The sequence below is a fragment of the Deltaproteobacteria bacterium genome (assembly GCA_009692615.1).
Taxonomy (GTDB): domain Bacteria; phylum Desulfobacterota; class Binatia; order UBA9968; family UBA9968; genus DP-20.
Window position 1 is genome coordinate 1 of the sequence record SHYW01000052.1, and the last position, 21,014, is coordinate 21,014.

At 57.6% G+C, this 21,014-nt stretch carries 15 protein-coding genes; 11 read left to right on the forward strand and 4 right to left on the reverse strand.

The window, feature by feature from the left end; all coding sequences use genetic code 11:
• The 4 genes from EXR70_13760 to EXR70_13775 form a co-directional block, all read right to left on the reverse strand.
• On the reverse strand, nucleotides 1–392 hold a 392-nt coding region (locus tag EXR70_13760), incomplete at its 3' end, for a hypothetical protein (GenBank protein MSP39548.1).
• 117 nt (nucleotides 393–509) lie between these two features.
• Entirely contained in the window at nucleotides 510–2,075 is a 1,566-nt protein-coding gene (locus EXR70_13765) for an acyl-CoA synthetase (protein MSP39549.1), read from the reverse strand.
• A gap of 6 nt (nucleotides 2,076–2,081) precedes the next feature.
• Nucleotides 2,082–2,999, reverse strand: coding sequence for a hypothetical protein (locus EXR70_13770; protein MSP39550.1), 918 nt, complete (start codon nucleotides 2,997–2,999; stop codon nucleotides 2,082–2,084).
• Nucleotides 3,000–3,115: 116 nt separating this feature from the next.
• On the reverse strand, nucleotides 3,116–4,795 hold the full coding sequence (locus EXR70_13775; protein ID MSP39551.1) for a UbiD family decarboxylase: 1,680 nt from the start codon (nucleotides 4,793–4,795) through the stop codon (nucleotides 3,116–3,118).
• A gap of 130 nt (nucleotides 4,796–4,925) precedes the next feature.
• On the opposite strand from EXR70_13775, the gene EXR70_13780 reads away from it, so the two are divergent.
• From EXR70_13780 to nifS, 11 genes are all read left to right on the forward strand, one after another.
• Nucleotides 4,926–6,164 carry an MFS transporter gene (locus EXR70_13780; GenBank protein MSP39552.1) on the forward strand — a complete coding sequence of 413 codons (1,239 nt, stop codon included), beginning with the start codon at nucleotides 4,926–4,928 and terminating at the stop codon, nucleotides 6,162–6,164.
• Nucleotides 6,165–6,261: 97 nt separating this feature from the next.
• Complete coding sequence (locus EXR70_13785; protein ID MSP39553.1) at nucleotides 6,262–6,627, forward strand: DUF309 domain-containing protein; 366 nt, start codon at nucleotides 6,262–6,264, stop codon at nucleotides 6,625–6,627.
• Complete coding sequence (mfd, locus tag EXR70_13790) at nucleotides 6,627–10,199, forward strand: transcription-repair coupling factor (GenBank protein MSP39554.1); 3,573 nt, start codon at nucleotides 6,627–6,629, stop codon at nucleotides 10,197–10,199. The genes EXR70_13785 and mfd overlap by 1 nt, the downstream gene beginning before the upstream one ends.
• A 144-nt stretch (nucleotides 10,200–10,343) precedes the next feature.
• Nucleotides 10,344–11,672, forward strand: coding sequence for a hypothetical protein (locus EXR70_13795; protein ID MSP39555.1), 1,329 nt, complete (start codon nucleotides 10,344–10,346; stop codon nucleotides 11,670–11,672).
• A 97-nt stretch (nucleotides 11,673–11,769) separates the two neighbouring features.
• The gene (pdxA, locus tag EXR70_13800) at nucleotides 11,770–12,759 is read left to right on the forward strand and encodes a 4-hydroxythreonine-4-phosphate dehydrogenase PdxA (GenBank protein MSP39556.1); all 990 of its coding nucleotides are present in this window, start codon (nucleotides 11,770–11,772) and stop codon (nucleotides 12,757–12,759) included.
• Nucleotides 12,756–14,114 carry a phosphomannomutase/phosphoglucomutase gene (locus tag EXR70_13805; protein ID MSP39557.1) on the forward strand — a complete coding sequence of 453 codons (1,359 nt, stop codon included), beginning with the start codon at nucleotides 12,756–12,758 and terminating at the stop codon, nucleotides 14,112–14,114. The genes pdxA and EXR70_13805 overlap by 4 nt, the downstream gene beginning before the upstream one ends.
• Before the next feature lie 5 nt (nucleotides 14,115–14,119).
• Complete coding sequence (uvrA, locus tag EXR70_13810) at nucleotides 14,120–16,639, forward strand: excinuclease ABC subunit A (GenBank protein ID MSP39558.1); 2,520 nt, start codon at nucleotides 14,120–14,122, stop codon at nucleotides 16,637–16,639.
• Nucleotides 16,640–16,733: 94 nt separating this feature from the next.
• Entirely contained in the window at nucleotides 16,734–17,939 is a 1,206-nt protein-coding gene (locus EXR70_13815) for an IscS subfamily cysteine desulfurase (protein MSP39559.1), read from the forward strand.
• Between the two features lie 14 nt (nucleotides 17,940–17,953).
• Nucleotides 17,954–18,283, forward strand: a complete 330-nt coding sequence (locus tag EXR70_13820; GenBank protein ID MSP39560.1) for an iron-sulfur cluster assembly accessory protein — start codon at nucleotides 17,954–17,956, stop codon at nucleotides 18,281–18,283.
• Nucleotides 18,284–18,297: 14 nt separating this feature from the next.
• Nucleotides 18,298–19,752 carry a Fe-S cluster assembly protein SufB gene (sufB, locus tag EXR70_13825; protein MSP39561.1) on the forward strand — a complete coding sequence of 485 codons (1,455 nt, stop codon included), beginning with the start codon at nucleotides 18,298–18,300 and terminating at the stop codon, nucleotides 19,750–19,752.
• A 37-nt stretch (nucleotides 19,753–19,789) separates the two neighbouring features.
• The gene (nifS, locus tag EXR70_13830; protein MSP39562.1) at nucleotides 19,790–21,010 is read left to right on the forward strand and encodes a cysteine desulfurase NifS; all 1,221 of its coding nucleotides are present in this window, start codon (nucleotides 19,790–19,792) and stop codon (nucleotides 21,008–21,010) included.
• Nucleotides 21,011–21,014 lie beyond the last annotated feature (4 nt).

The following is a 21,014-nucleotide window of genomic DNA, read 5'->3' on the forward strand; positions in this document are numbered from 1 at the left end:
TTGTAAGAAGAAGTCATGGCGGTGGCGAGCGGAGCATTCTTGGTCAGCGGGTAGGCGAGGAACAGTGTTGTGTAGATAACTTGGATGGCGATATCTTCTTCGTCCATCAACTTCAAGCGCGCAGGGACGTCGTCAAGCTCCATGTTGGCGATGCTTTCCTTCTTGCCCAAGCTATGGGCGGCAAGCTGGCCGTTGACGTTGGTCGGCGTGCCCAAATTATTGCAGCCTGGCCCGACGCGGCGCGGATAAAGCTGCTCTTCGATCACCCAATACGCCAGCCCGTCGACGCCGGTGACGCGTGGCCGCAGCGCGCGAAACGCTGGATCTAAATATTTGTCGCTAAAAGTTTCTAAATTTTCTTCGACGTGGCCGTCGGCATCGATGACGCGCATGGTTTTTTTCCTCCCGATTCGACTTTGCATGTAGTACTGAGGTGTACGCCTTGTCAAGGAGAGGGCGACCGCCGGTCGCCCCTACAGTTGCCCAATTCGAATGTTACGGCGCTGCGTTCACAGCGCGGCGCGCAGAATCTTTCCGACGGCACTCTTCGGCAAGCTCGTGGCGAATTCTATCACATGCGGGATTTTGTACGGCGCGAGTTGGCTGCGTAAGCTGTCGCGGATTTGTTGATTGAGCTCGTCGCTAGCCGTCTGTCCTTCACTTAGAACCACCACCGCGCGAATTTTGTTGCCGATCTCGGCGTCGGGTTCGGCGACCACGGCGGCTTCGACGATAGCGGGATGCTTTTGCAAAGCGTTCTCGATTTCGGTCGGCGAGATGAAGATGCCGCGGCTTTTGAAGCAGTCGTCGCGACGGCCGGCGATGAAGAAGTAGCCGTCGTGGTCCTGGTAAGCGAGATCGCCGGTGAAGTACCAGCCATTTCTAACCACCGCTTCGGTTCGTTCGCGATCCTTGTAGTAGCCGAGAAATAGACCGGGATCTTCAGTCGAGATCGCGAACTGGCCGAGCTCACCGGTGTGCACGGGTCGGAATTCATCGTCAAAGATGGCGACGCCAACGCCCGGAAGTCGTTTTCCCACCGAGCCGGGTTTGACGGCGTGGCGCACGCCATGGCCGATGACGAGCTGGTATTCAGAGACGCCATAATGCTCGTAGAGCTCGGAGCCGACGCGCTGCTGCCATTCATTATAAGTCGCTTCGCGGAGCGCCTCGCCGGTGGAGTGGGCGCAGTGAAGCGTGCTGAGATCATGCTGCTTTTCAAATTCGGGCATGGCGAGCAATCGGCGGTAAACAGTGGCGACGGAATGAAGCACGGTGACGCGGTATTTCTCAATCGCGGCGAGAATATTTTCCGGCGTGGCGCGGCTGGATAAGACCGCGCCGGTGACGCCGTTGCGGAGTGCAAAAAGCAGATTGTGGCCGAGGGCGCTGATGAAACTCCATTCGCCGGTGGCCAAGACGACGTCGTTGTCTTGCGGCGGCAAACGGTAGCGGTTCAAATCGCCCAGGGCGACGATCCAGCGGTGCGCATGAACGATACCTTTCGGTTTGCCGGTGGTGCCGGAGGTGTAGACGATGAAGGCCGGTTCGTTTGCCAGGGTATCGGCGCTGGCAAACGCTCTGTCGGGATGCGCGGTCAGCGACTTGAACGAAATCTCGTTCTCGCCGGCGCCGTCGCGGCAGACCACTTGATCGATTAGCCCGCTGGCGCGCAGTTCGCGCACCGCTTCGGCGCGCGCCGCTTCGGTAAAAATTAACTTAGGCTGACACTGTTCCACGATGCTACGTAATTCGCCCGTGGAGAGCAGCGAATTCACCAGCACCGGAACGACGCCGAGTTTCACCGCGGCGAGAAACGCCATGGCGAACTCGGGCGAGTTGCCCATCTTGATCAGCACCAGATCGCCGCGGTTTAGGCCGCGATCGATTAGACCGGTGGCAACGGCGTTCACCTGCTGCAAAAGCGCTTGATAGGTTATCGCTCCATGCTCGCCGACGAGCGCGGCGCGCGGGCCGCAGCCGCGCGCGACCGAGGAGTCGAGTACTTCGATGGCAAGATTGAGTTTTTCAGGCGGGCTTCGATAGCCTGGCCAGGGGATCTTCGCGTCGCTCATAACGCTTTATCTTTTGGTCTTTTTCTTCGCGGCGTTCTGGGACGGAAACGGCCAGCCGGCACTGTAGGGGTCGGTGTAGCGCGCTGGGCGTTTTTCGACGAAGGCGCGCATGCCTTCCTGGCAGTCTTTGGTGCGGGTGATTTCGAGCACCGCTTCGAGCTCCTGTTGATAGCCTTCATCGGTGCGGTTCCAGTTCCAATACAATTTTACCAAGCGCTTGGCTTGACGCACGGAGAGATAAGGGTTGGCGGCGATCTTGCCAGCGAGCGCGAATGCCGCGTTCATCAGTTCGTTGGGCTTGACAACTTCTTCGACCAAGCCGATGCGCAAAGCTTCCTTGGCGTCGATGATTTCGCCGGTGAGAATCATCCGCATGGCGCGGCCGATACCGACGAGCTTGGGCAAGTTGCGCGCGCCGCCGCTTTCCGGCACGAAGCCGGCCGGCACCGCGACTTCGCCGAAGCGGGCTTTGTCCGAGGCGATGCGCATGTCGCAGAGCGTCGCCATTTCCAAACCGACACCGACGGCTGGTCCATTGATCGCGGCGATGGTGGCTTGCGGTAGGTCTTCGAGTTTCTTCATGGCGCTTTGTAAAACTTTGTGGCGCAGATCGTTGAAGAAATACTCAGCCATCTCTTTATACGGCCCGGTGATGCCCATCGATCCTTCAAACGCGCCGAGCACGTCGCCCTCGGATTGCAAATCGCCGCCGGCGCAGAAACCGCGGCCCGCACCGGTGAGGATCACGACTTTGACAATCGAGTTGCGCGCGATCTCGTTGCACAGCGCGTCGAGCTCAAGACGCATGAGCGGGTCGACGGCGTTAAGTTTTTCTGGGCGATTGAGCGTGATGACGCCGATACACGGCTCGCCGGGATTTTGCGGGTTGTCGTGCACCGACCAGGTGAGGGCTTTGTAGTCCATGAGGGGGCTCCTAAGAATTTACTCTCGCAAAGGCGCAAAGACGCCAAGTTCGGAAATTCATAGATTCTTACTTTGCGTCTTGGCGCCTTGGCGAGAAATAATCCGAAACTTCTTCTCTACTTTTCTTTCTGGTGACCGTAGTACGAAGTGTTGACCGCGACTTCATCTGTGCGTTTGCGCTCGCCGGCGATCTTTTCACCGGTGCGCCAAAATTCACCGGCGACGGCGAGCTTGGCTTCGGCGTCCAGTTCAGGATTCCAGTCGCCCAACGAGTAGCCGTACCAGGGCGACTCGGGTTCGAGCTTGGGTAGCTCCAGCCGCTCCCAGAGTTGCCGTGCGCGCTCCATATATTCTTTCTTCGGCAGTGAGATCGGCGGCAAGGTTTCTTTTAGCGTCGCATCCCAGAGCAAACAGGAATCGTCCGCCGAGCCGCGCGCGTCGTGGCGCGGCGCGTGGCCGATATCGGTGCCGCGAATAATCTGCACGTCGCGATGCGGTTGCGAACGGTAACCGAGAGCCCAGAAGACGGCGTCGAGATTATCCGGGTCAATATCCTCGTCGACGGCGATGACGATCTTCGACATCGACGGGCGAAAGGTCACCGCGCCCATCAAGGCGCGCCAGACTTCGGCTGGGCTCGGTTGGCGCATTTGAATGATGGTCAGTTTTTGCGTCGCGGTGAGCGGCTCGTGCAGCATGACGCGAAGGACCGACTTGATGCCCAAAACATTTCTCAAATGATCGAGGTAGAGCGGCTCGTAGGCCATCTTCTTGATCACGCTCGATTCCGACGGAGTTACCTGGCTGATGATCGAGCAGAGAATCGCTTTTTTGCGCCGCGTGATCGCGGTGACTTCCATGTAGGGATTGTACTCTTTCGGATTCACATGACCATGCGACTCGCCAAAGGGCGCTTCGGGTTCGAGCCACTCGGTATTGATCCAACCCTCGATGATGATTTCGCCGTCGGCGGGAACGATCAATGGCACCGTCTTGGCCTTGACGACGCGAATCGGCGCTTTGACCAAGCCGCCGGCGACGGCGAACTCGTCGACATCGTAGTTGAGTTTTTGCGCCGCGACATAGGAGATCGCCGGCACGCCGCCGATACAGAGTGCCGCGGGCATCTTCGCTTTGCGCGCGCGGTACTTTTCCCAGTGAATGTAGATGCCCTGGCCCAATTCCAACGACGGATTGCAACCGACCCTATCGCTCGCTTTGATCATCGCCCGGTAGGTGCCGATGTTGTGGATACCGCTGTCGGGATCTTGGGTGATGAAATGGGCGGCGCTGATATAGGGCGCGTTGTCCCAGCCCGGCGTGGAAATCGGCACCGGAAGCGCATCGAGCCCTTGGCCGGGTACTTGAAGTTGGTCGCCTTGAAACACGACTTCATGCACCGGCGCGGCCGCGGATGGGATTTCCACGGGGGCGATGGGATTTGCCTTCGCTTCGGCCCAGAGTTGATTCACGCTTGCCGGATCGGCGCCCAGGCCGATGCCGTAGATCTGTCGATTCGCCGCCAGAATGCCGATGGCGACCGGGATGTCGTATTGTTTGCCGCGCGCGTCGACCGGATTTTCGAAGAGAAAGGCCTTGCGGTCTTTTTCCTTGATGCCGCCGCGGAATTGCCAGCGCACCAGGGGATGCATTTCCTGATCTTTACAGACCTGTTCTTTGACGCGAATCAGCAAACCTTCGCGTTCGAGTCGCTCTAAATGATCGTGCAGATCGGGATATCTTCGGACGGGAACGGGCGGCAATTTTTTCGCTACCGCTAACTTTTTTTTGGCCATGAGATTTCGCCTGGGTGAGAATTCGTTGACAATTGTCGACACCTTATAACAATCGTTTTTTGCGGTAAAGGCGTGCCGCGAGATTGTAGACGGTTTCTTGCTTTGCTAAACACTGTAGCTAGTTTCACTCATGCGCTTCTCTCCGACACCTTGGTTGATCGCCGGTCTTGCTTTCGTCGTGCTCGGTATCTCGCGCGGCATTCATAGCTCCTTCGGTGTATTCAACGTCGCTTTGCTCGACACCTTCGGCTGGAGCCGGGGCGCCACCGCGGGAATTTTCTCAGTGGTGTTGACCGTCGACGCGCTGCTCTCGCCGGTGGTCGGTTATCTGCTCGACCGCTTCGGCACGAAAAAAATCTCCATCATCGGTTGTCTGACGCTCAGCGCCGGACTGTTTCTCAGCAGCCAAGTGACGGCGCTCTGGCAGCTTTATATCAGCTTCGGTTTGGTGCTGGCGGTGGGCTTCACCTTCACCGGCATGGTGCCGCATATTTTTCTGATCTCCGAATGGTTCTCATCCAATCGCGCCTCGGCCATCGGCATCGTCTACGCCGGCACCGGCGTCGGTATTCTCATCTTGGCGCCGCTCAGCGAATGGCTGATTTCCAGCCACGGCTGGGCGCGCGCCTTCGAGATTTATTCCTTTGTTGTGCTGCTCATGCTGTTGCCGATCGCTTGGCTGTTTTACCTTCCCGGTCCGTTCGGCGAGCAACGGCGGCAACATGGCGAGAAAAAAGCAGTGACCAAACAGTGGACCGCCAAGTTGGCGCTGCAAAGTTTGCAATTCTGGCTGCTGTTTTTCGCGCGCATCTGCGCCGCGTCGGGAACCACGGTGATCGTTACCCACCAAGTCGCCCACGTCGCCGAGGTCGGCTACAGCAAATTGTTGGCGGCGTCGATCTTCGGCTTCGCCGGCATCACTAGCAGCTTCGGTCGAGTCTTCTTTGGCTTTATCGCCGACCGGCTGTCGCGCCAGGGCGCTTACACGCTCAACATCGTCATGACTCTGGTTGGCGTCGGCGCTTTGATGTTGCTGCGCGACGCGACTCATACTTGGCTGCTCTATGTTTACGTGATTTTTTTCGGCCTCGGCTTCGGTTCCCGTGCCGTGATTTTTTCCGCATTGACCGCGGATACTTTTTCCGGCAAAGGGTTCGGCGCGATTCTCGGCTATTCCACGGTGGCCGTCGGCGTCGGCGGCGCGCTGGGTTCTTATTTGGGCGGCGCGTTTTACGATTGGACCGGCAGTTATTTGGTTTCCTTCGGCTTGTCCGCGCTGGTGTTGTCGCTTTCCGATGTCTGTATTTGGCTGGCGTCGATTACTTCAGTGGCCAATTACGACAAGCGGCTTTGGCAACGCGGGGTTTGAAATCGTTCAAACCGTTCGAACCTTTCAAGCGGTTCCATGCTTGCGTTGCCTTGAGGGCGGCGCGGGAAGTTGCTAACTTCACTGCTGGAGAAAACTTATGGATGCTCGGCTGCGAGAGGGCATACGTCTATTTAACGATCGGCAATTTTTTGCCAGCCACGAAATTATCGAGAGCTTTTATCAAGAAACCGAGGCGGTGAATAAACCGTTTCTCGAAGGCTTGATTCAGCTGGCGGCGGGCTTTCGCATGTTCGCCGACTTTGGCGAGACCAAAGCCTCGGTGCGGCTGATATATCAGGCGCTGATCCGCTTCGAAAATTTTCACCCGGCGTTTTTGCAAGTGAAGGTCGCTGAGCTTTGCCAAGCTTCAGAGGCCTGGGCAAAGGCGGCAGAGGCAGCAGATGCGCAACCGGCGATCGCCAACATGCCAAAAATCTCGCTCCAGCGTTTCGGTTTATTTTAATGGCCGATCTGCCCCTCATCGATAAGCTTGAGCGCTTTCTCTCCGGCAACTGGCGCGGCATTAAGCGCGTGCAAGGCGTGCAGGGCGGCGCCCGGGCCTATTTGCTGTCGCTGGTGGCGGCGCGGGCGCGCCGGCCGTTGCTGGTGATCGCTGCGAGCGCCAATCATGCGGAAACTCTTTTCGACGATTTGAGTTTTTTTCTCGGCGAGGAGCGCAACCTGCCGCCGTTTCGCAAGCGTTTACATCTGCTGCCGTCCTGGGAAGTGCTGCCGTTCGAAAATCTCTCGCCCCATCCTGACAACATCGCGGCGCGCTTGGAGGGACTTTACAAGTTGGTCGAGGAGTCGGCGCCGATTCTGATTTCCACGCCGGCGGCGTTGATGCAGAGGGTGATTCCCAAGGATGCGCTCAAGCTTTCGTATCTATATCTGGTCGCCGGCCAGGACTTGCTGCGGGACACCTTGGTCGATCATTTGATTCAATGGGGTTTTCAAAACGTGCCGTTGGTCGAAGAGCGCGGCGACTTTAGCTTGCGCGGCGGCATCGTCGATTTATATTCGCCCGGCTACGGCCGGCCGCTGCGGCTGGAATTTGACGGCGATCGTTTGGAATCGATCCGGGAATTCAGCACGTCGAGCCAGCGCACTGAGCAGCTGTTGGAAGAGATGCTGCTCCTGCCGATGAAAGAGTTTTCGCTCAAGCTCGGCGGTTTGGACGATACGCTGCGCCGGCTCGATCAGCGCGCCATCGATCTGGAAGTCGACCGGCACGAAAAAAATCGTCTGTTCGAATCGATTCGCGAGGGGATTCCCTTTCCCGGCATTGAAAATTTAGCGCCCTATTTTTGTCCGCCGTTAGTTCCGCTGTTCGCTTATCTCCCAGCCAACACTCTCGTCTGGCTCGACGGCGCCGACCGAGTGGAAGCGGAGAGCGAGCGCTTCGGCCAATTGGCCTGGGATCGTTATGAGCGCGCTAAAGAAGATCGTCGCTTGGTGCCCGCCGTCGAGCAGCTTTATCTCAATGAGCATGAATGGCGCGCCACGCTGGAAGTTTTCTCGCAAGTTCACGGCGAGGCCCTCAACATCATGGCGGCTTCGGACAAGGCGTTGGAAACGACGTTGACGGTAAAGTCGTTTCTCACCACCGACGTGCGTTTAGAAACCGCGCTGCAAGGTAAGGACGCGTCGTTAGCGCCGCTGGTGGAAAAACTCAAAGGCTGGCGCGGCGAACAGGTGATCTTCGTGGCGCCGACCAAGGGCGACGCCACTCGGCTGCGCGAACTGTTGGGCAATCACGAGCTGCCCTGCGCGCTGATCGACGAGCCTGACGTCTCCATCGATAGTTTGCTCACGCGCGCCGATTTGCCGCGAGCGATCGTGCGCGGCCATTTGAATCAAGGCTTTCGCCTCGCCGATGAGTCATTGGTGTTTCTCACTTTCGATGAGATCTTCGGCACGCGCAAACGCCAGCCGACCGCGGCCCAGACGAAAAATCATCCGAGCCATTTTCTCACCAGCTTGAGCGAACTCAAGCAGAACGATTATGTCGTCCACTTGGATCACGGCATCGGTGTCTATCGCGGTTTAAAATTTCTCACCGTGGCCGGCATCGGCGGCGAGTTTCTCCATCTCGAATACGAAGCCGGCGACCGGCTCTATTTACCCGTCGACCGCATCAACATGGTGCAGAAATATATCGGCGGCGACGGCGCCCAGCCGGCGCTCGATCGATTGGGCGGCACTTCATGGGAAAAGGTCAAAGCCAAAGCGAAAAAAGCGATCCTCGCCATGGCCGAAGAATTGGTCCAGCTTTACGCCCTGCGCGAAGCGCGCGCCGGCACCGGCTTTGCGCCGCCGGATAATTTGTACAAAGAATTCGAAGCCGCCTTCGAATTCGAAGAGACCGCCGATCAGCAGCGCGCCATCGACGACACGCTGGAAAGCATGCAAGCGAAAAAACCCATGGACCGTTTGGTCTGCGGCGACGTCGGTTACGGCAAGACCGAAGTGGCCATGCGCGCGGCGTTTCTCGCCGTCGAAGGCGGCAAGCAGGTGGCCGTGTTGGCGCCGACGACGATTCTCGCCCAGCAGCATTTGCAAACCTTTCGCCACCGCTTTCGCAATCATCCGGTGCGCATCGAAATGGTCAGCCGCTTTTTGACGACCAAAGAGGTTGCTCAGGTTTTGCAAGACGCGGCCAAGGGCAGCGTCGACATCGTCATCGGTACGCACCGTTTGCTGCAAAAGGATGTCGAGTTCAAAGATTTAGGTCTAGTGATCATCGACGAGGAGCATCGTTTCGGCGTGGTGCACAAAGAGCGGCTCAAAAAAATGCGCCAGCTGGTCGACGTTCTCAGTCTCACGGCGACGCCGATTCCGCGCACGCTGCATATGTCGCTGGTCGGCATTCGCGATTTGAGCATCATCGAAACCCCGCCGGTGGATCGTTTGGCGATTCAAACCTACGTCACGCGCTACGACGACCGGGTGATCCGCGACGCGATACTTCGGGAGATTGACCGCGGCGGGCAGGTTTTCTTCTTGCACAACCGGGTGGAAACCATCGACCGCTTGGCGTTGAAACTCAGCGAGTTGATTCCCGAGGCGAAAATGTCGGTGGGCCATGGCCAAATGCGACCCAAGGAGTTGGAGAAAGTCATGGTCGATTTTCTCGAGAACAAGACCCAGGTCTTGGTCTGCTCGGCGATCATCGAATCCGGTCTCGACTTTCCCAACGCCAACACGATCATTATTAACCGCGCCGATCAGTTCGGGCTGGCGCAGCTCTATCAACTGCGCGGCCGGGTCGGCCGCTCCCATCGCCATGCCTTCGCTTATTTGCTGATTCCCGGCGAGAAGGCGATCACGCCGGACGCCGAGCGGCGCTTGCGCGCGCTCCAAGAAATCGACGGGCTCGGCGGCGGCTTCAAGCTCGCTTTGCATGATTTGGAAATCCGCGGCGCCGGCAATCTGCTCGGCGACCAACAGTCGGGGCAAATCACCGCGGTGGGGTTCGAACTTTACACCGAGATGATGGAAAAAGCCGTGCAGGAGTTGAAAGGCGAAGAGGTTCTGCCCGAAGTGGATCCGGAAATTCGCCTGGGCATCTCGGCCTATTTCCCCGATCGATATATTCCCGACGCCAATCAGCGCTTGTACTTTTACAAACGGTTGGCGAGCTTGCGCAATGTCTTAGAGTTGGCAGAACTCAAGGCCGAGATCCAAGATCGCTTCGGACCTTATATCGATGTGGTCGAGAATTTATTTCTGGTCATGAATCTGCGCCGGGTCTTGAAAGAATTCTTGGTCCAGCAGATCAGCGTGTCCGACGGCAAAGTGTTTTTGCTGTTTCATTCCGAATCGCCGGTGAAAGTGGAAAAGCTTCTAGAATTGATCCGCAAGCAGAAAAATCGCTTTCGTCTGGCGCCGGACGGCCGGCTTTCTTTCATGCCGAAGAACCGGGAATGGAGTGCATTGATGGATGAAGTGGCCGAGCTGCTGCACGCGATCCAAGAAATTCCCACGCCGAAAGGCGATACGGTTACAGTCCAGGCGAATACGATCCAAGCTTAAGTGCGATGAGGTCTCACCACAGAGGTGACAGAGCCGGAGATTCGGATTAGGAATTGTCGGGGCCACCCCGCGTGGTCGCCCTTCCGATAATCGGAGGTGTGGCAAGGTTTGGATTTTCCCTAGCGGTATGGTAGCAGTTTTCCCATGTGGACGGCCTTTGCCAGAAGCTTGCTTATGCGGCGGTCAATAATTTCTCCGGCGATTGTTCTTCTCGGGGTTCTGGTGCCGTTTCATGGCGCCCGCGGCGCGGTGATCGAGCAATTGATCGCGGTGATCGACGGCGAACCTTTCACGCTGACCAATATCAACCGCTATGCCAAGGAAAAACTCAAGCGCGGCTTTCCGACCGGCGATCTGAACCAGATCAACAGTGCCGACCGCGAGGCATTGGAACAATTCATCACCGATAAATTGCTCGAAGCGGAAGCGCGCGAAGGCGGCATCAACGTAGGCGAAGAAGATGTCAATAATTACATCGCCCAGGTAAAGACGACCAATCGGCTTACCGACGAGGATCTAAAGACCGCCCTGAGCCGGGAAGGACAGACTTTGGCGAGCTACCGGGCGTCGGTTAAGTCCGAGATGGAAAAATCGGAAATTCTCGACCGCCAGGTGCGCCGCAAGGTCAACATCACCGACGAGGATGTCGAACGTTACTATAAGCAAAACCAGAAAAATTACCGCGGCGACGAGCGCGCGCGAATTCGCCATATTCTTTTCTCGTTGCCTGAAAACGCCGCGTCCGACCGCGTCCAAGGCGCCACCGACAAGGCCCTGGAGCTGTACAAGAAAATTTCCGCCGGCGAAGACTTCGCCGCGCTGGCGCGAGAACATTCCGAGGGCGCGGGCCGCGCCGACGGCGGCGACATCGGTTGGGTCAAGCGCGGTACATTGATATCGGGTCTGGAAGAGATCGCTTTTGAAAAGCTCGCAGTCGGCAAGGTGAGCGAGCCTTTTCGCACCAGCATGGGCTTGCATATCGTCAAGTTGGAAGCGCGCGAGTCGGGCGCGGTATTGCCGCTCAGCACGGTGGCGCCGCGCATCAAACAAGAGCTGCTGAACAAAGCTTTAGAAGAGCGCTTCGCCCAGTGGCTCAAGACCGATCTCCGCCGCAAACATCGCGTCGATCTCAAAGTCGCGGGTGTCGTGTTCAAGCCGGAAGATTCGAAAGAGGGCACGGTCAATGCTCTGATTGCCAAATCCAATCGCCCCGCGCGCAGCGAAAATCGCACGGCGCTCAGCTATCTCAATCCATTCTCTTACATCGTCAAAGAAACTCCCTTCGAAGAGCAAGATTCGCAGAGTCCGCTGGTGGGCAAGAGTGTGGTGAGTTTTTTCGGTGTGCCGCTGTTTGTCACCGATGCGCCAGAAGACACGCCGGATATTTTGACGCCACCGCCGCCAGACGGCGGCAAAGGGGTTTTCTCGACGATTATCGACTCGATCAATCCGTTCTCGGCAAAAAAACCCTAGTGTCCCTTGCCTGAGATTTGGCAAGCGGCGATAATGAGCGAACTCATTGTTGAGCTTGCTCATTTTCATGTCTAACAAACCGATTATTGCCGTCACCATGGGCGATCCCGTAGGGATCGGCCCGGAAATTATTATAAAAGCGCTGGCCGATCCGGCGATCAGGAAAGCCGCTAGGCTGTTGATCCTCGGCGACTGGGGCGTGCTGCAGCGGGCGCGCAAGAACAACTCTCCGGAGCTGATTTGTTGGCAGCCGGGGCAACGGCTGTTGCCGCTGCTCAATCAATCCCACGCCATCGTGGTTTGTTCCTTGTCGGCGTTGTCGGCGAAAGAGTCGCGGCCGGCCAAACCGACGAAAGCGGCGGGCCACGCCGCCTTCAGTTACATTCGCGTCGCGGCCAAGTTGGCGCTCTCGCAAGTCGCCGACGCCATCGCCACGGCACCGATCAGCAAACATAGCTTGATCGACGCCGGCTACAATTATCCCGGCCACACCGAACTGTTCGCTGAGCTGAGCGCTACGGCGGAGTGCCGCATGATGCTGATCGGCGATAAGCTTCGGGTCGTGCCGGTGACCGGACATATTGCATTTGCCAAAGTGCCGCGCAGCTTAAATCGCGAAAATATTCAAAGCACGTTGGAGTTGACCCAACGTAGTTTGAAAAATTATTTCGCCATCGCCCGGCCGCGCATCGCCGTGGCCGCGCTCAATCCCCACGGCGGCGAGCAAGGCATCTTTGGCGATGAGGAAATTGAAATCATCACGCCGGCGATCAATGCGGCGCGCAAAAAAGGCGTCGGCGCCTTCGGGCCGTATCCGGCGGACAGTTTGTTTTATCACGCGGCGCGCGGCGACTACGACGCGGTGGTGTGCATGTATCACGATCAAGGTTTGATTCCGCTCAAGCTGCATCATTTTTACGGCGGCGTAGCGCTGACCTTGGGGCCGCCGTTTATTCGCACTTCCGTCGATCACGGCACGGCTTACGATATCGCCGGCAAAGGCAAAGCGGATGAAACCAGCATGACCCAAGCGATTCTCCTGGCGGCGCGCTTGGCGCGACAGCGAGGCGGGCGGAGAAAGAAATGAACCCAGCGGTGTTTCGCGAATACGACATCCGTGGTTTGGCGGAGATCGACTTCGACAATGATTTCGCTTTACTGCTCGGCAAAGTGCACGGCACGGCGATCGTCGAAAAGGGCGGCAGGCGGGTTAGCGTTGGACGCGACGTGCGGGCGACTTCCGATGCTTATGCCGAAGCGGTGATCGCCGGTCTGGCTTGGGCTGGATTGCATGTCTATGATCTCGGCGTTTGTCCGTCGCCGCTGCTGTACTTTTCTTTGTTCCATCTCGACCTCGACGGCGGCATACAAATCACCGCCAGCCATAATGCGGCGGAGTACAACGGCTTTAAAATCTGTCTGGGCAAAGACACTATTTACGGCGAACAGATTCAAGAGCTTTGTGGTCGGATGGAACGCGAAGTTTTTTCCGCGAATACCGGCGGCAAAGTCGAGCGCTACGAAATTATTCCTCCCTATCATAAACATTTGCTCGCTGACGTGGCCAAACTTTCAAGGCCGTTGAAAGTCGTCGTCGACGCCGGCAGCGGCGTTGGCGGACCGGTGGCGCCGCCGATTTTTCGCGACCTCGGCTGTACGGTTTGGGAGATCGCCTGCACGCCGGACGGCAGTTTTCCGTTTCATCATCCCGATCCGACGCTGCCGGAAAATTTGCAGCTGCTGATCGCTAAAGTGCGTGAAGTGAACGCCGATCTCGGCATCGCCTACGACGGCGACGCCGACCGCATCGGCGCGGTGGATGAGCAGGGTAATATTCTTTGGGGCGACGAACTCTTGATATTGTTCGCCCGCGACATGCTCAAACGGAATCCCGGCGCAACGGTGATCTCCGAAGTGAAATGTTCGCAGCGGCTCTATGACGACATCGCCAAGCATGGCGGCAAGCCGATCATGTGGAAGGCCGGCCATTCCTTGCTCAAAGCCAAAATGAAAGAGAGCCAGGCGTTGTTGGCCGGTGAAATGACCGGCCATATCTTTTTCAAAGAACGCTACTTCGGTTACGACGACGCGATCTATGCGTCGTTACGGTTGTTGGAAATTCTCGCCAACGCCAACCAGCCATTGTCGGCGTTACTCACCGACTTGCCGAAAAGCGTGTCGACGCCGGAACTGCGGGTCGAATGTCCGGACGATCAAAAATTTCTCATCGCCGAACGCGCCACCGCCTACTTTCGCCAGCACTACAATGTCATCGACGTCGACGGCGTGCGCGTGCAATTCGCCGAGGGTTGGGGGCTGATTCGCGCTTCCAACACGCAGCCAGCACTGGTGCTCCGCATCGAAGCTCAATCCCAAGCCAAGCTTGAAGAATACCGCGCCTTGATCGACGCCAAACTCAGAGACTTCGCCCAGCAATCGTAATGCCGATGGCCGGCAAGATCGTCGTCACAGGCGCGCGGGTTCACAATCTCAAGAATATCGATCTGGAGATTCCCCGCGACCGCTTGGTCGTCATCACCGGCGTTTCCGGTTCGGGAAAATCTTCTCTGGCATTCGACACGCTCTACGCCGAGGGCCAGCGCCGTTATCTCGAATCCCTCGGCGCCGACGCGCGCCAGTTGCTCAAGCAACTGGCCAAACCCGATGTCGATCAAATCGCCGGACTTTCCCCGGCCATCGCCATCCAGCAAAAGGTTGGCGTGGCCAATCCTCGTTCCACCGTCGGCACGTTGACCGATATTTACGATTTTCTCCGGCTCTTGTTGGCGCGGATTGGCGAACCGTTTTGCGTCAGCTGCGGCGGCGCGATTCAATCACACACTATCGCGCAGATCGTCGATCAGCTGCTGGAGCTGCCGGCGCAAACCCGAATTATTGTTCTGGCGCCGTTGGAATTTCTCCGCGCCGCCGACTCGGCCCAGGGCTTACGCGAACTCAGTCGCCAGGGTTTCGCTCGCGTCATGGTCGATGGCCAGATGCATGAGTTGAGCGGTGAGATTCCTGACGTGGTCAAACGCGCCAATCAACTCGATCTGGTGGTGGATCGCTTGGTTCTGCGCGAGGGAGTTGCCAAGCGGCTGGCCGATTCGTTGGAGGTCGCTGCGCGGGCGGGCAAAGAGATTATCAAAATCGCGATTCTCGGTGCGAGTGAAAATGAGCCGCCGCGCTATTTGCGCTTTAGCCAAAAATTAGTTTGCCTTCAGTGCGGCGCGCCGGCCCTCGAAGTGACGCCGAGTTTGTTTTCCTTCAACAGCCCCCAGGGTGCATGCCCGAGCTGCCACGGGTTAGGCATTAAATCCACCAGCACAAAGTCGCTGGGAGAGCGCGCGCCGTGCAAAGCTTGCCACGGCAGCCGACTCGGTAAAGAGAGCTTGACCGTACGTCTCGGCGGCAAGAACATTGCCGAGCTGGCGGCGCTTTCGGTGCGTGAGCTGGGAGAATTTTTCACCGCACTTGAACTTGCCGGCGAACGCCAAGTGATCGGCCAAAAACTTATCGCCGAGATCTCGAACCGGCTAACTTGTTTGGTGCGATTGGGACTCGACTATTTGAGTTTGGATCGTAGCGCGCCGACGCTTTCGGGCGGCGAGGCGCAGCGCGTGCGATTGGCGACGCAGATGGGCGCCAGTTTGGCCGGCGTGCTTTATATTCTCGACGAGCCGAGTATCGGTTTGCATCAAAAAGATAATCAGAAGCTGATCGAAATTCTTTTTCGCCTGCGCGACAGCGGCAACTCGGTCATCGTCGTCGAGCATGATCCGGAAACGATATTGGCCGCCGACTACGTTGTCGACATCGGACCCGGCGCCGGCGTCCATGGCGGCAACCTGGTCGCATCCGGCACGCCGGCGAAATTGCTCGCCGATCCGCGTTCTCTCACCGGCCGTTATTTATCCGGTGTGGAAAAGATCGCGCTGCCGCAGTCAAGGCGCCAAGGCGCGTCCATGCTGCGGCTGAAAAATATTTCGGCACGCAATCTAAAAAATCTCACCGTGGCAATTCCCACCGGCGCTATGACCTGCGTTACCGGTGTTTCCGGCGCCGGTAAGAGCACGCTGTTGATGGAAGTGTTGCGCGACGGCGTCGCCCAGCGCTTACAGCGCCGCGGCGGCAAAGTTCGCGGCGCGAGCGAGATTTCCGGTTGGGAAAATTTCGACCGGGTGATCGCCATCGATCAAGGCGCCATCGGGCGCACGCCGCGCTCCAACCCAGCGACCTTCGTCGGACTCTACGATCATCTGCGCGAGCTCTTCGCAAAGCTGCCGGAAGCGCGTGCGCGCGGTTACCAAGCTGAGCGGTTTTCGTTCAACCTGCGCGGCGGCCGCTGCGCGGCCTGCCAAGGCGACGGTGTGACGCGCGTCGAGCTGGGATTTTTGCCCGAGCTGTGGGTGACCTGCGAAGTGTGCCGCGGCCGGCGTTACAACCGCGAGACTTTGGAAGTGAAGTACAAAGGGCTGAGCATCGCCGATGTGCTCGATCTGACCGTCGATCAAGCGCTGGAGTTGCTCAACAGTATTCCACCGATTCATGACCGGCTGCGCACGTTGCGCGATGTCGGTTTGGGCTATTTGCATCTCGGCCAGTCGGCGACCACGCTGTCCGGCGGCGAGGCTCAGCGGGTTAAGTTGGCTCGCGAGCTGGCGCGCAGGTCGACGGGGAGGTCGCTTTATATTCTCGATGAGCCGACCACCGGTTTGCATTTCGCCGACGTCAACAAACTACTGGAACTGCTCAATCGCTTGGTCGAGCTCGGCAACACCATGGTTATCGTTGAACATAACCTCGATGTGATCAAATGCGCCGATCACGTCATCGACCTCGGACCTGAAGGCGGCGCCAAGGGTGGAGAAGTGCTCGCTCAGGGAACGCCGGAGGAGATCGCCCGCGTTACTGCATCCGCCACTGGAGGCTACTTGAAGGCAGCGCTGAGCAACCCGGCAACATAGCTTTTCTGGCGCCAAATCGTCTATTGACTCAAACCATGCACTTGGTTACCTTCATATCAGACTGATTCAGTCTGTGATTGAGAATTTAAAGGACATGGCAGTGCAGACACCGATCTATTTGGACAACCATGCGACCACGCCAGTGGACCCGCGGGTGTTGGAGGCGATGCTGCCGTATTTCACCGACAAGTTCGGTAACGCGGCGAGCAAGAGCCACGCCTATGGCTGGGAAGCCGAAGCGGCGGTCGACAGCGCCCGTGAGCAGATCGCCAAGTTGATCGGTGCGTCGGCGAAAGAGATCGTCATCACCAGCGGCGCCACTGAGTCCGACAATCTGGCGATCAAAGGCGTCGCCGAAGCCTATCGCGATAAAGGCAACCACATCGTCACCTGCGTGACCGAACACAAGGCGGTGCTCGACAGCTGCAAGGTTTTGCAGAAACATGGCTATGACGTAACCTACTTGCCGGTGCGCTCGGACGGTCTGATCGACATGGAGCGGCTCAAAGCGGCGCTTACCGACAAGACGATTCTTATCTCGATCATGGCGGCGAACAACGAGATCGGCACGATCAATCCAGTCAAAGAGATCGGCCGGCTGGCCAAAGAAAAAAATATTTTGTTTCACACCGACGCAACCCAAGGCGTCGGCAAGGTGCCGATCAACGTCGAGGCGATGGGCATCGATTTATTGTCCCTGACGTCGCATAAAATGTACGGGCCCAAGGGCGTCGGCGCGCTCTACGTGCGCTCGACCAAGCCGAGAGTTAAATTGACGCCAAGCATCGACGGCGGCGGCCATGAGCGCGGCATGCGCTCGGGAACTTTGAATGTTCCCGGCATCGTCGGTTTGGGCAAAGCCTGTGAGATTTCGCAAAAAGAAATGAGCGCGGAAGGCGAGCGGCTGATCGCGCTGCGCGAGCGGCTGAAAGATGGCATTCTCGCCGAGCTCGATGAGGTTTACTTGAACGGCCATGCGGTGGAGCGGCTGCCGGGTAATTTGAACGTGAGCTTCGCCGACATAGAAGGCGAATCTCTGCTGATGGGCTTGAAAGAGATCGCTGTTTCGACCGGTTCGGCGTGCACCTCGGCGAGCTTGGAGCCGTCCTACGTTTTGAAAGCGCTCGGTTTGGCCGATGAGTTGGCCTACAGCGCGATTCGTTTCGGTTTGGGACGGTTCACGACCGCGGAAGAAATTGATTTTACGATTCAGCGCGTCGTCGAAGAGGTGCGGCGGCTACGAGAGATTTCGCCGCGCTATAAAGCAAGAATGGCCAAGCAGCAGAAACGAGCGGGATAAATAGGAGCGGCATTATGGCGATGGGAGTGAGTGTCACTGAGCGGGCGGCGGCGCGGATCAAAGAATTGATCAGCGCCGAGAGTCGCGACGGCCAGGGCTTGCGCGTCAAAGTCGTCGGCGGCGGCTGCTCGGGGCTGCAGTACAAAGTTGATTTGGATTTGCCTAAAGGCAGCGACAAGGTTTTCGAAAAAGACGGCGCCAAGGTGTTGGTCGATATGAAAAGTTTACTTTATCTGACCGGCACGGAGCTCGATTACAAGGATGAGCTGATGCAGTCGGGCTTCGTGTTTCAAAACCCCAACGTCAAAAAAGCCTGCGGCTGCGGTGCGTCGTTTACGGTTTAAGTTAGGATTACCAGATGGCAACACAAACAGTCGAAGAACTCGCCGGTCGCGAATACCAGTATGGTTTTGTCACCGACATCGAAGCGGACACGGTTGCGCCGGGATTGAACGAAGATGTCATCCGGCTAATTTCGGCGAAGAAAAACGAGCCGGAGTTTATGCTCGAATGGCGCCTCAAAGCGTATCGTCACTGGACGAAGTTGGAAAAATCCCAAGCCGAACCCACTTGGGCTAAGGTGCACTATCCGCCCATCGACTACCAAGCGATTCGCTATTACTCGGCGCCGAAAAACAAAAACGACGGACCTAAGAGTTTGGAAGAAGTCGATCCCGAATTGCTCAAGACCTACGCCAAGCTGGGCATTCCGCTGATGGAGCAAGAGCGGCTCGCCGGGGTCGCCGTCGACGCGGTGTTCGACAGCGTCTCGGTGGCGACGACGTTTAAGGGCAAGCTCGCCGAGCTGGGAATTTTTTTCGGCTCATTTTCAGAAGCGGTGCACGACCATCCCGAGTTGGTGCAGAAATATCTCGGCTCGGTGGTGCCCTATAGCGACAATTTTTTCGCCGCGCTCAACGCCGCGGTTTTCAGCGACGGCTCTTTTTGTTACATTCCCAAAGGCGTGCGCTGTCCGATGGAGCTGTCGACTTATTTCCGCATCAACGCCGCCGACACCGGCCAGTTCGAGCGCACCTTGATCGTCGCCGACGAGGGCGCGGTGGTAAGCTACCTCGAAGGCTGCACCGCGCCGATGCGCGATAAGAATCAATTGCACGCCGCGGTGGTCGAGCTGGTGGCGCACAAAGATGCGCAGATCAAATATTCCACCGTGCAGAACTGGTATCCCGGCGACAAGGAAGGCAAGGGCGGCATTTATAACTTCGTCACCAAGCGCGGCAAGTGTTTGGGCGAGCGCTCGAAGATTTCCTGGACGCAAGTAGAGACCGGCTCGGCGATCACCTGGAAATATCCAAGCTGCATTTTGCAGGGAGACGATTCGGTGGGCGAATTTTATTCCGTGGCGCTGACCAACAATTATCAGCAGGCCGACACCGGCACCAAGATGATTCATATCGGCAAGAACACCAAGAGCACGATCATTTCCAAAGGCATTTCCGCCGGCCACGGCCAAAATACCTATCGCGGCTTGGTGAAGATCATGAAAGGCGCCAGCGGCGCGCGCAACTATTCGCAGTGCGATTCGTTATTGCTGGGCGACAAGTGCGGCGCGCATACGTTCCCGTATCTGGAAGTGCTCAACAATGCTTCGCAGGTCGAGCATGAAGCGTCGACTTCGAAGATCGGCGAGGATCAGCTGTTCTACTGCCGCCAGCGCGGCATCTCGACTGAAGACGCGGTCAACATGATCGTCAACGGTTTTTGTAAGCAGGTATTCAAAGAGCTGCCCATGGAGTTTGCGGTCGAGGCGCAAAAATTATTGGGCGTCAGTCTTGAAGGCAGCGTGGGGTAAGACAATTTTTAGTTCTTAGTGTTTAGTTGTGAGTTGCATGCAAATTTATTTCGATAATAACGCGACCACGAAAGTGCTGCCGGAAGTTGCCGAGGCGATGCTGCCGTTTTACACCGAGCATTATGGCAATCCTTCGAGCATTCACCGTTTTGGCAGCGCGGTGGGCGACCAGATCGCTCATGCGCGAGATCAAGTCGCGGCGCTACTCGGCGCGGCGGATCCAATTGAAGTGATTTTTACCAGCTGCGGCACCGAAGGGGACAACGCGGCGATTCGCGCCATGCTCGAAGCGCGGCCGGACAAACGCCATATCGTCACGACCAAAGTCGAACATTCCGCCGTGCTCGGTTTGTGCCAGCATTTAGAGAAAAAAGGCTACCGGGTCACTTGGCTGAGCGTCGATCAAGAGGGCGCGCTGGATTTGGACGAGCTTGCTAGCGCGTTGACCGATGACACCGCGCTGGTCTCGATCATGTGGGCGAACAACGAGACCGGGGTGATTTTTCCGATTGAAAAGATCGGTGCCATGGCGCGTGCCAAGGGAATTCCATTTCACGTCGATGCGGTCCAAGCCGCCGGCAAAATTCCCATGCACGTCAGCGAGCTGCCGATCGATCTGTTGACCATCTCCGGCCACAAGTTTCACGCGCCCAAGGGCGTCGGCGCTTTGTACGTTCGCCGGGGCATCACCTTCCCGCCGTTTCTAATCGGCGGCCATCAGGAAAAAAATCGCCGCGCCGGCACCGAAAATGTCGCGAGCATTATTGCCATGGGCAAAGCCGCGGAGGTCGCGCTGCCGCGCATCGCCGCCGACGCTGCTTACGTTGCCACGTTGCGCGATCGCTTGCAGGCTTTGTTGCTCGCTTCTTGTCCGGAGAGCCGAGTCAATGGCGGCAAAGAAACGCGCTTGCCGAACACGCTCAATATCAGTTTTCGTTATCTCGAAGGCGAGTCGATTCTGGTCTTGCTCGATCAGCAAGGGATTTGCGCTTCCACCGGCTCCGCCTGCACCGCCGGTTCTGCCGAGCCGTCCCATGTGCTCCGCGCCATGGCCGTGCCGGCGGACTGGCTTCAAGGCGCGGTGCGTTTTAGCTTGAGCCAATTTAATACTCAGGATGAAGTTAGTTTCGTGAACGAAAAGGTGCCCGCCATCGTCCAACGCTTACAAGGGTTTTCGGCGTTGGGCCGGCTGGCAAACAAGCCCCAGCCGCAAATCGAACGGGGCGCGACGGCAGCCACCCATGGGGTGAGGGAGTAAGAAT

What these genes read in the sequence shown, in the direction of transcription:
- EXR70_13805 (MSP39557.1), top strand. Translation starts at nt 12,756, where the DNA reads ATGAACCCAGCGGTGTTTCGCGAATACGACATCCGTGGTTTGGCGGAG.
- EXR70_13770 (MSP39550.1), bottom strand. Translation starts at nt 2,999, where the DNA reads ATGGACTACAAAGCCCTCACCTGGTCGGTGCACGACAACCCGCAAAAT.
- EXR70_13780 (MSP39552.1), top strand. Translation starts at nt 4,926, where the DNA reads ATGCGCTTCTCTCCGACACCTTGGTTGATCGCCGGTCTTGCTTTCGTC.
- EXR70_13765 (MSP39549.1), bottom strand. Translation starts at nt 2,075, where the DNA reads ATGAGCGACGCGAAGATCCCCTGGCCAGGCTATCGAAGCCCGCCTGAA.
- EXR70_13785 (MSP39553.1), top strand. Translation starts at nt 6,262, where the DNA reads ATGGATGCTCGGCTGCGAGAGGGCATACGTCTATTTAACGATCGGCAA.
- EXR70_13820 (MSP39560.1), top strand. Translation starts at nt 17,954, where the DNA reads ATGGCGATGGGAGTGAGTGTCACTGAGCGGGCGGCGGCGCGGATCAAA.
- EXR70_13775 (MSP39551.1), bottom strand. Translation starts at nt 4,795, where the DNA reads ATGGCCAAAAAAAAGTTAGCGGTAGCGAAAAAATTGCCGCCCGTTCCC.
- EXR70_13795 (MSP39555.1), top strand. Translation starts at nt 10,344, where the DNA reads ATGTGGACGGCCTTTGCCAGAAGCTTGCTTATGCGGCGGTCAATAATT.
- sufB (MSP39561.1), top strand. Translation starts at nt 18,298, where the DNA reads ATGGCAACACAAACAGTCGAAGAACTCGCCGGTCGCGAATACCAGTAT.
- nifS (MSP39562.1), top strand. Translation starts at nt 19,790, where the DNA reads ATGCAAATTTATTTCGATAATAACGCGACCACGAAAGTGCTGCCGGAA.
- mfd (MSP39554.1), top strand. Translation starts at nt 6,627, where the DNA reads ATGGCCGATCTGCCCCTCATCGATAAGCTTGAGCGCTTTCTCTCCGGC.
- EXR70_13815 (MSP39559.1), top strand. Translation starts at nt 16,734, where the DNA reads ATGGCAGTGCAGACACCGATCTATTTGGACAACCATGCGACCACGCCA.
- pdxA (MSP39556.1), top strand. Translation starts at nt 11,770, where the DNA reads ATGGGCGATCCCGTAGGGATCGGCCCGGAAATTATTATAAAAGCGCTG.
- uvrA (MSP39558.1), top strand. Translation starts at nt 14,120, where the DNA reads ATGGCCGGCAAGATCGTCGTCACAGGCGCGCGGGTTCACAATCTCAAG.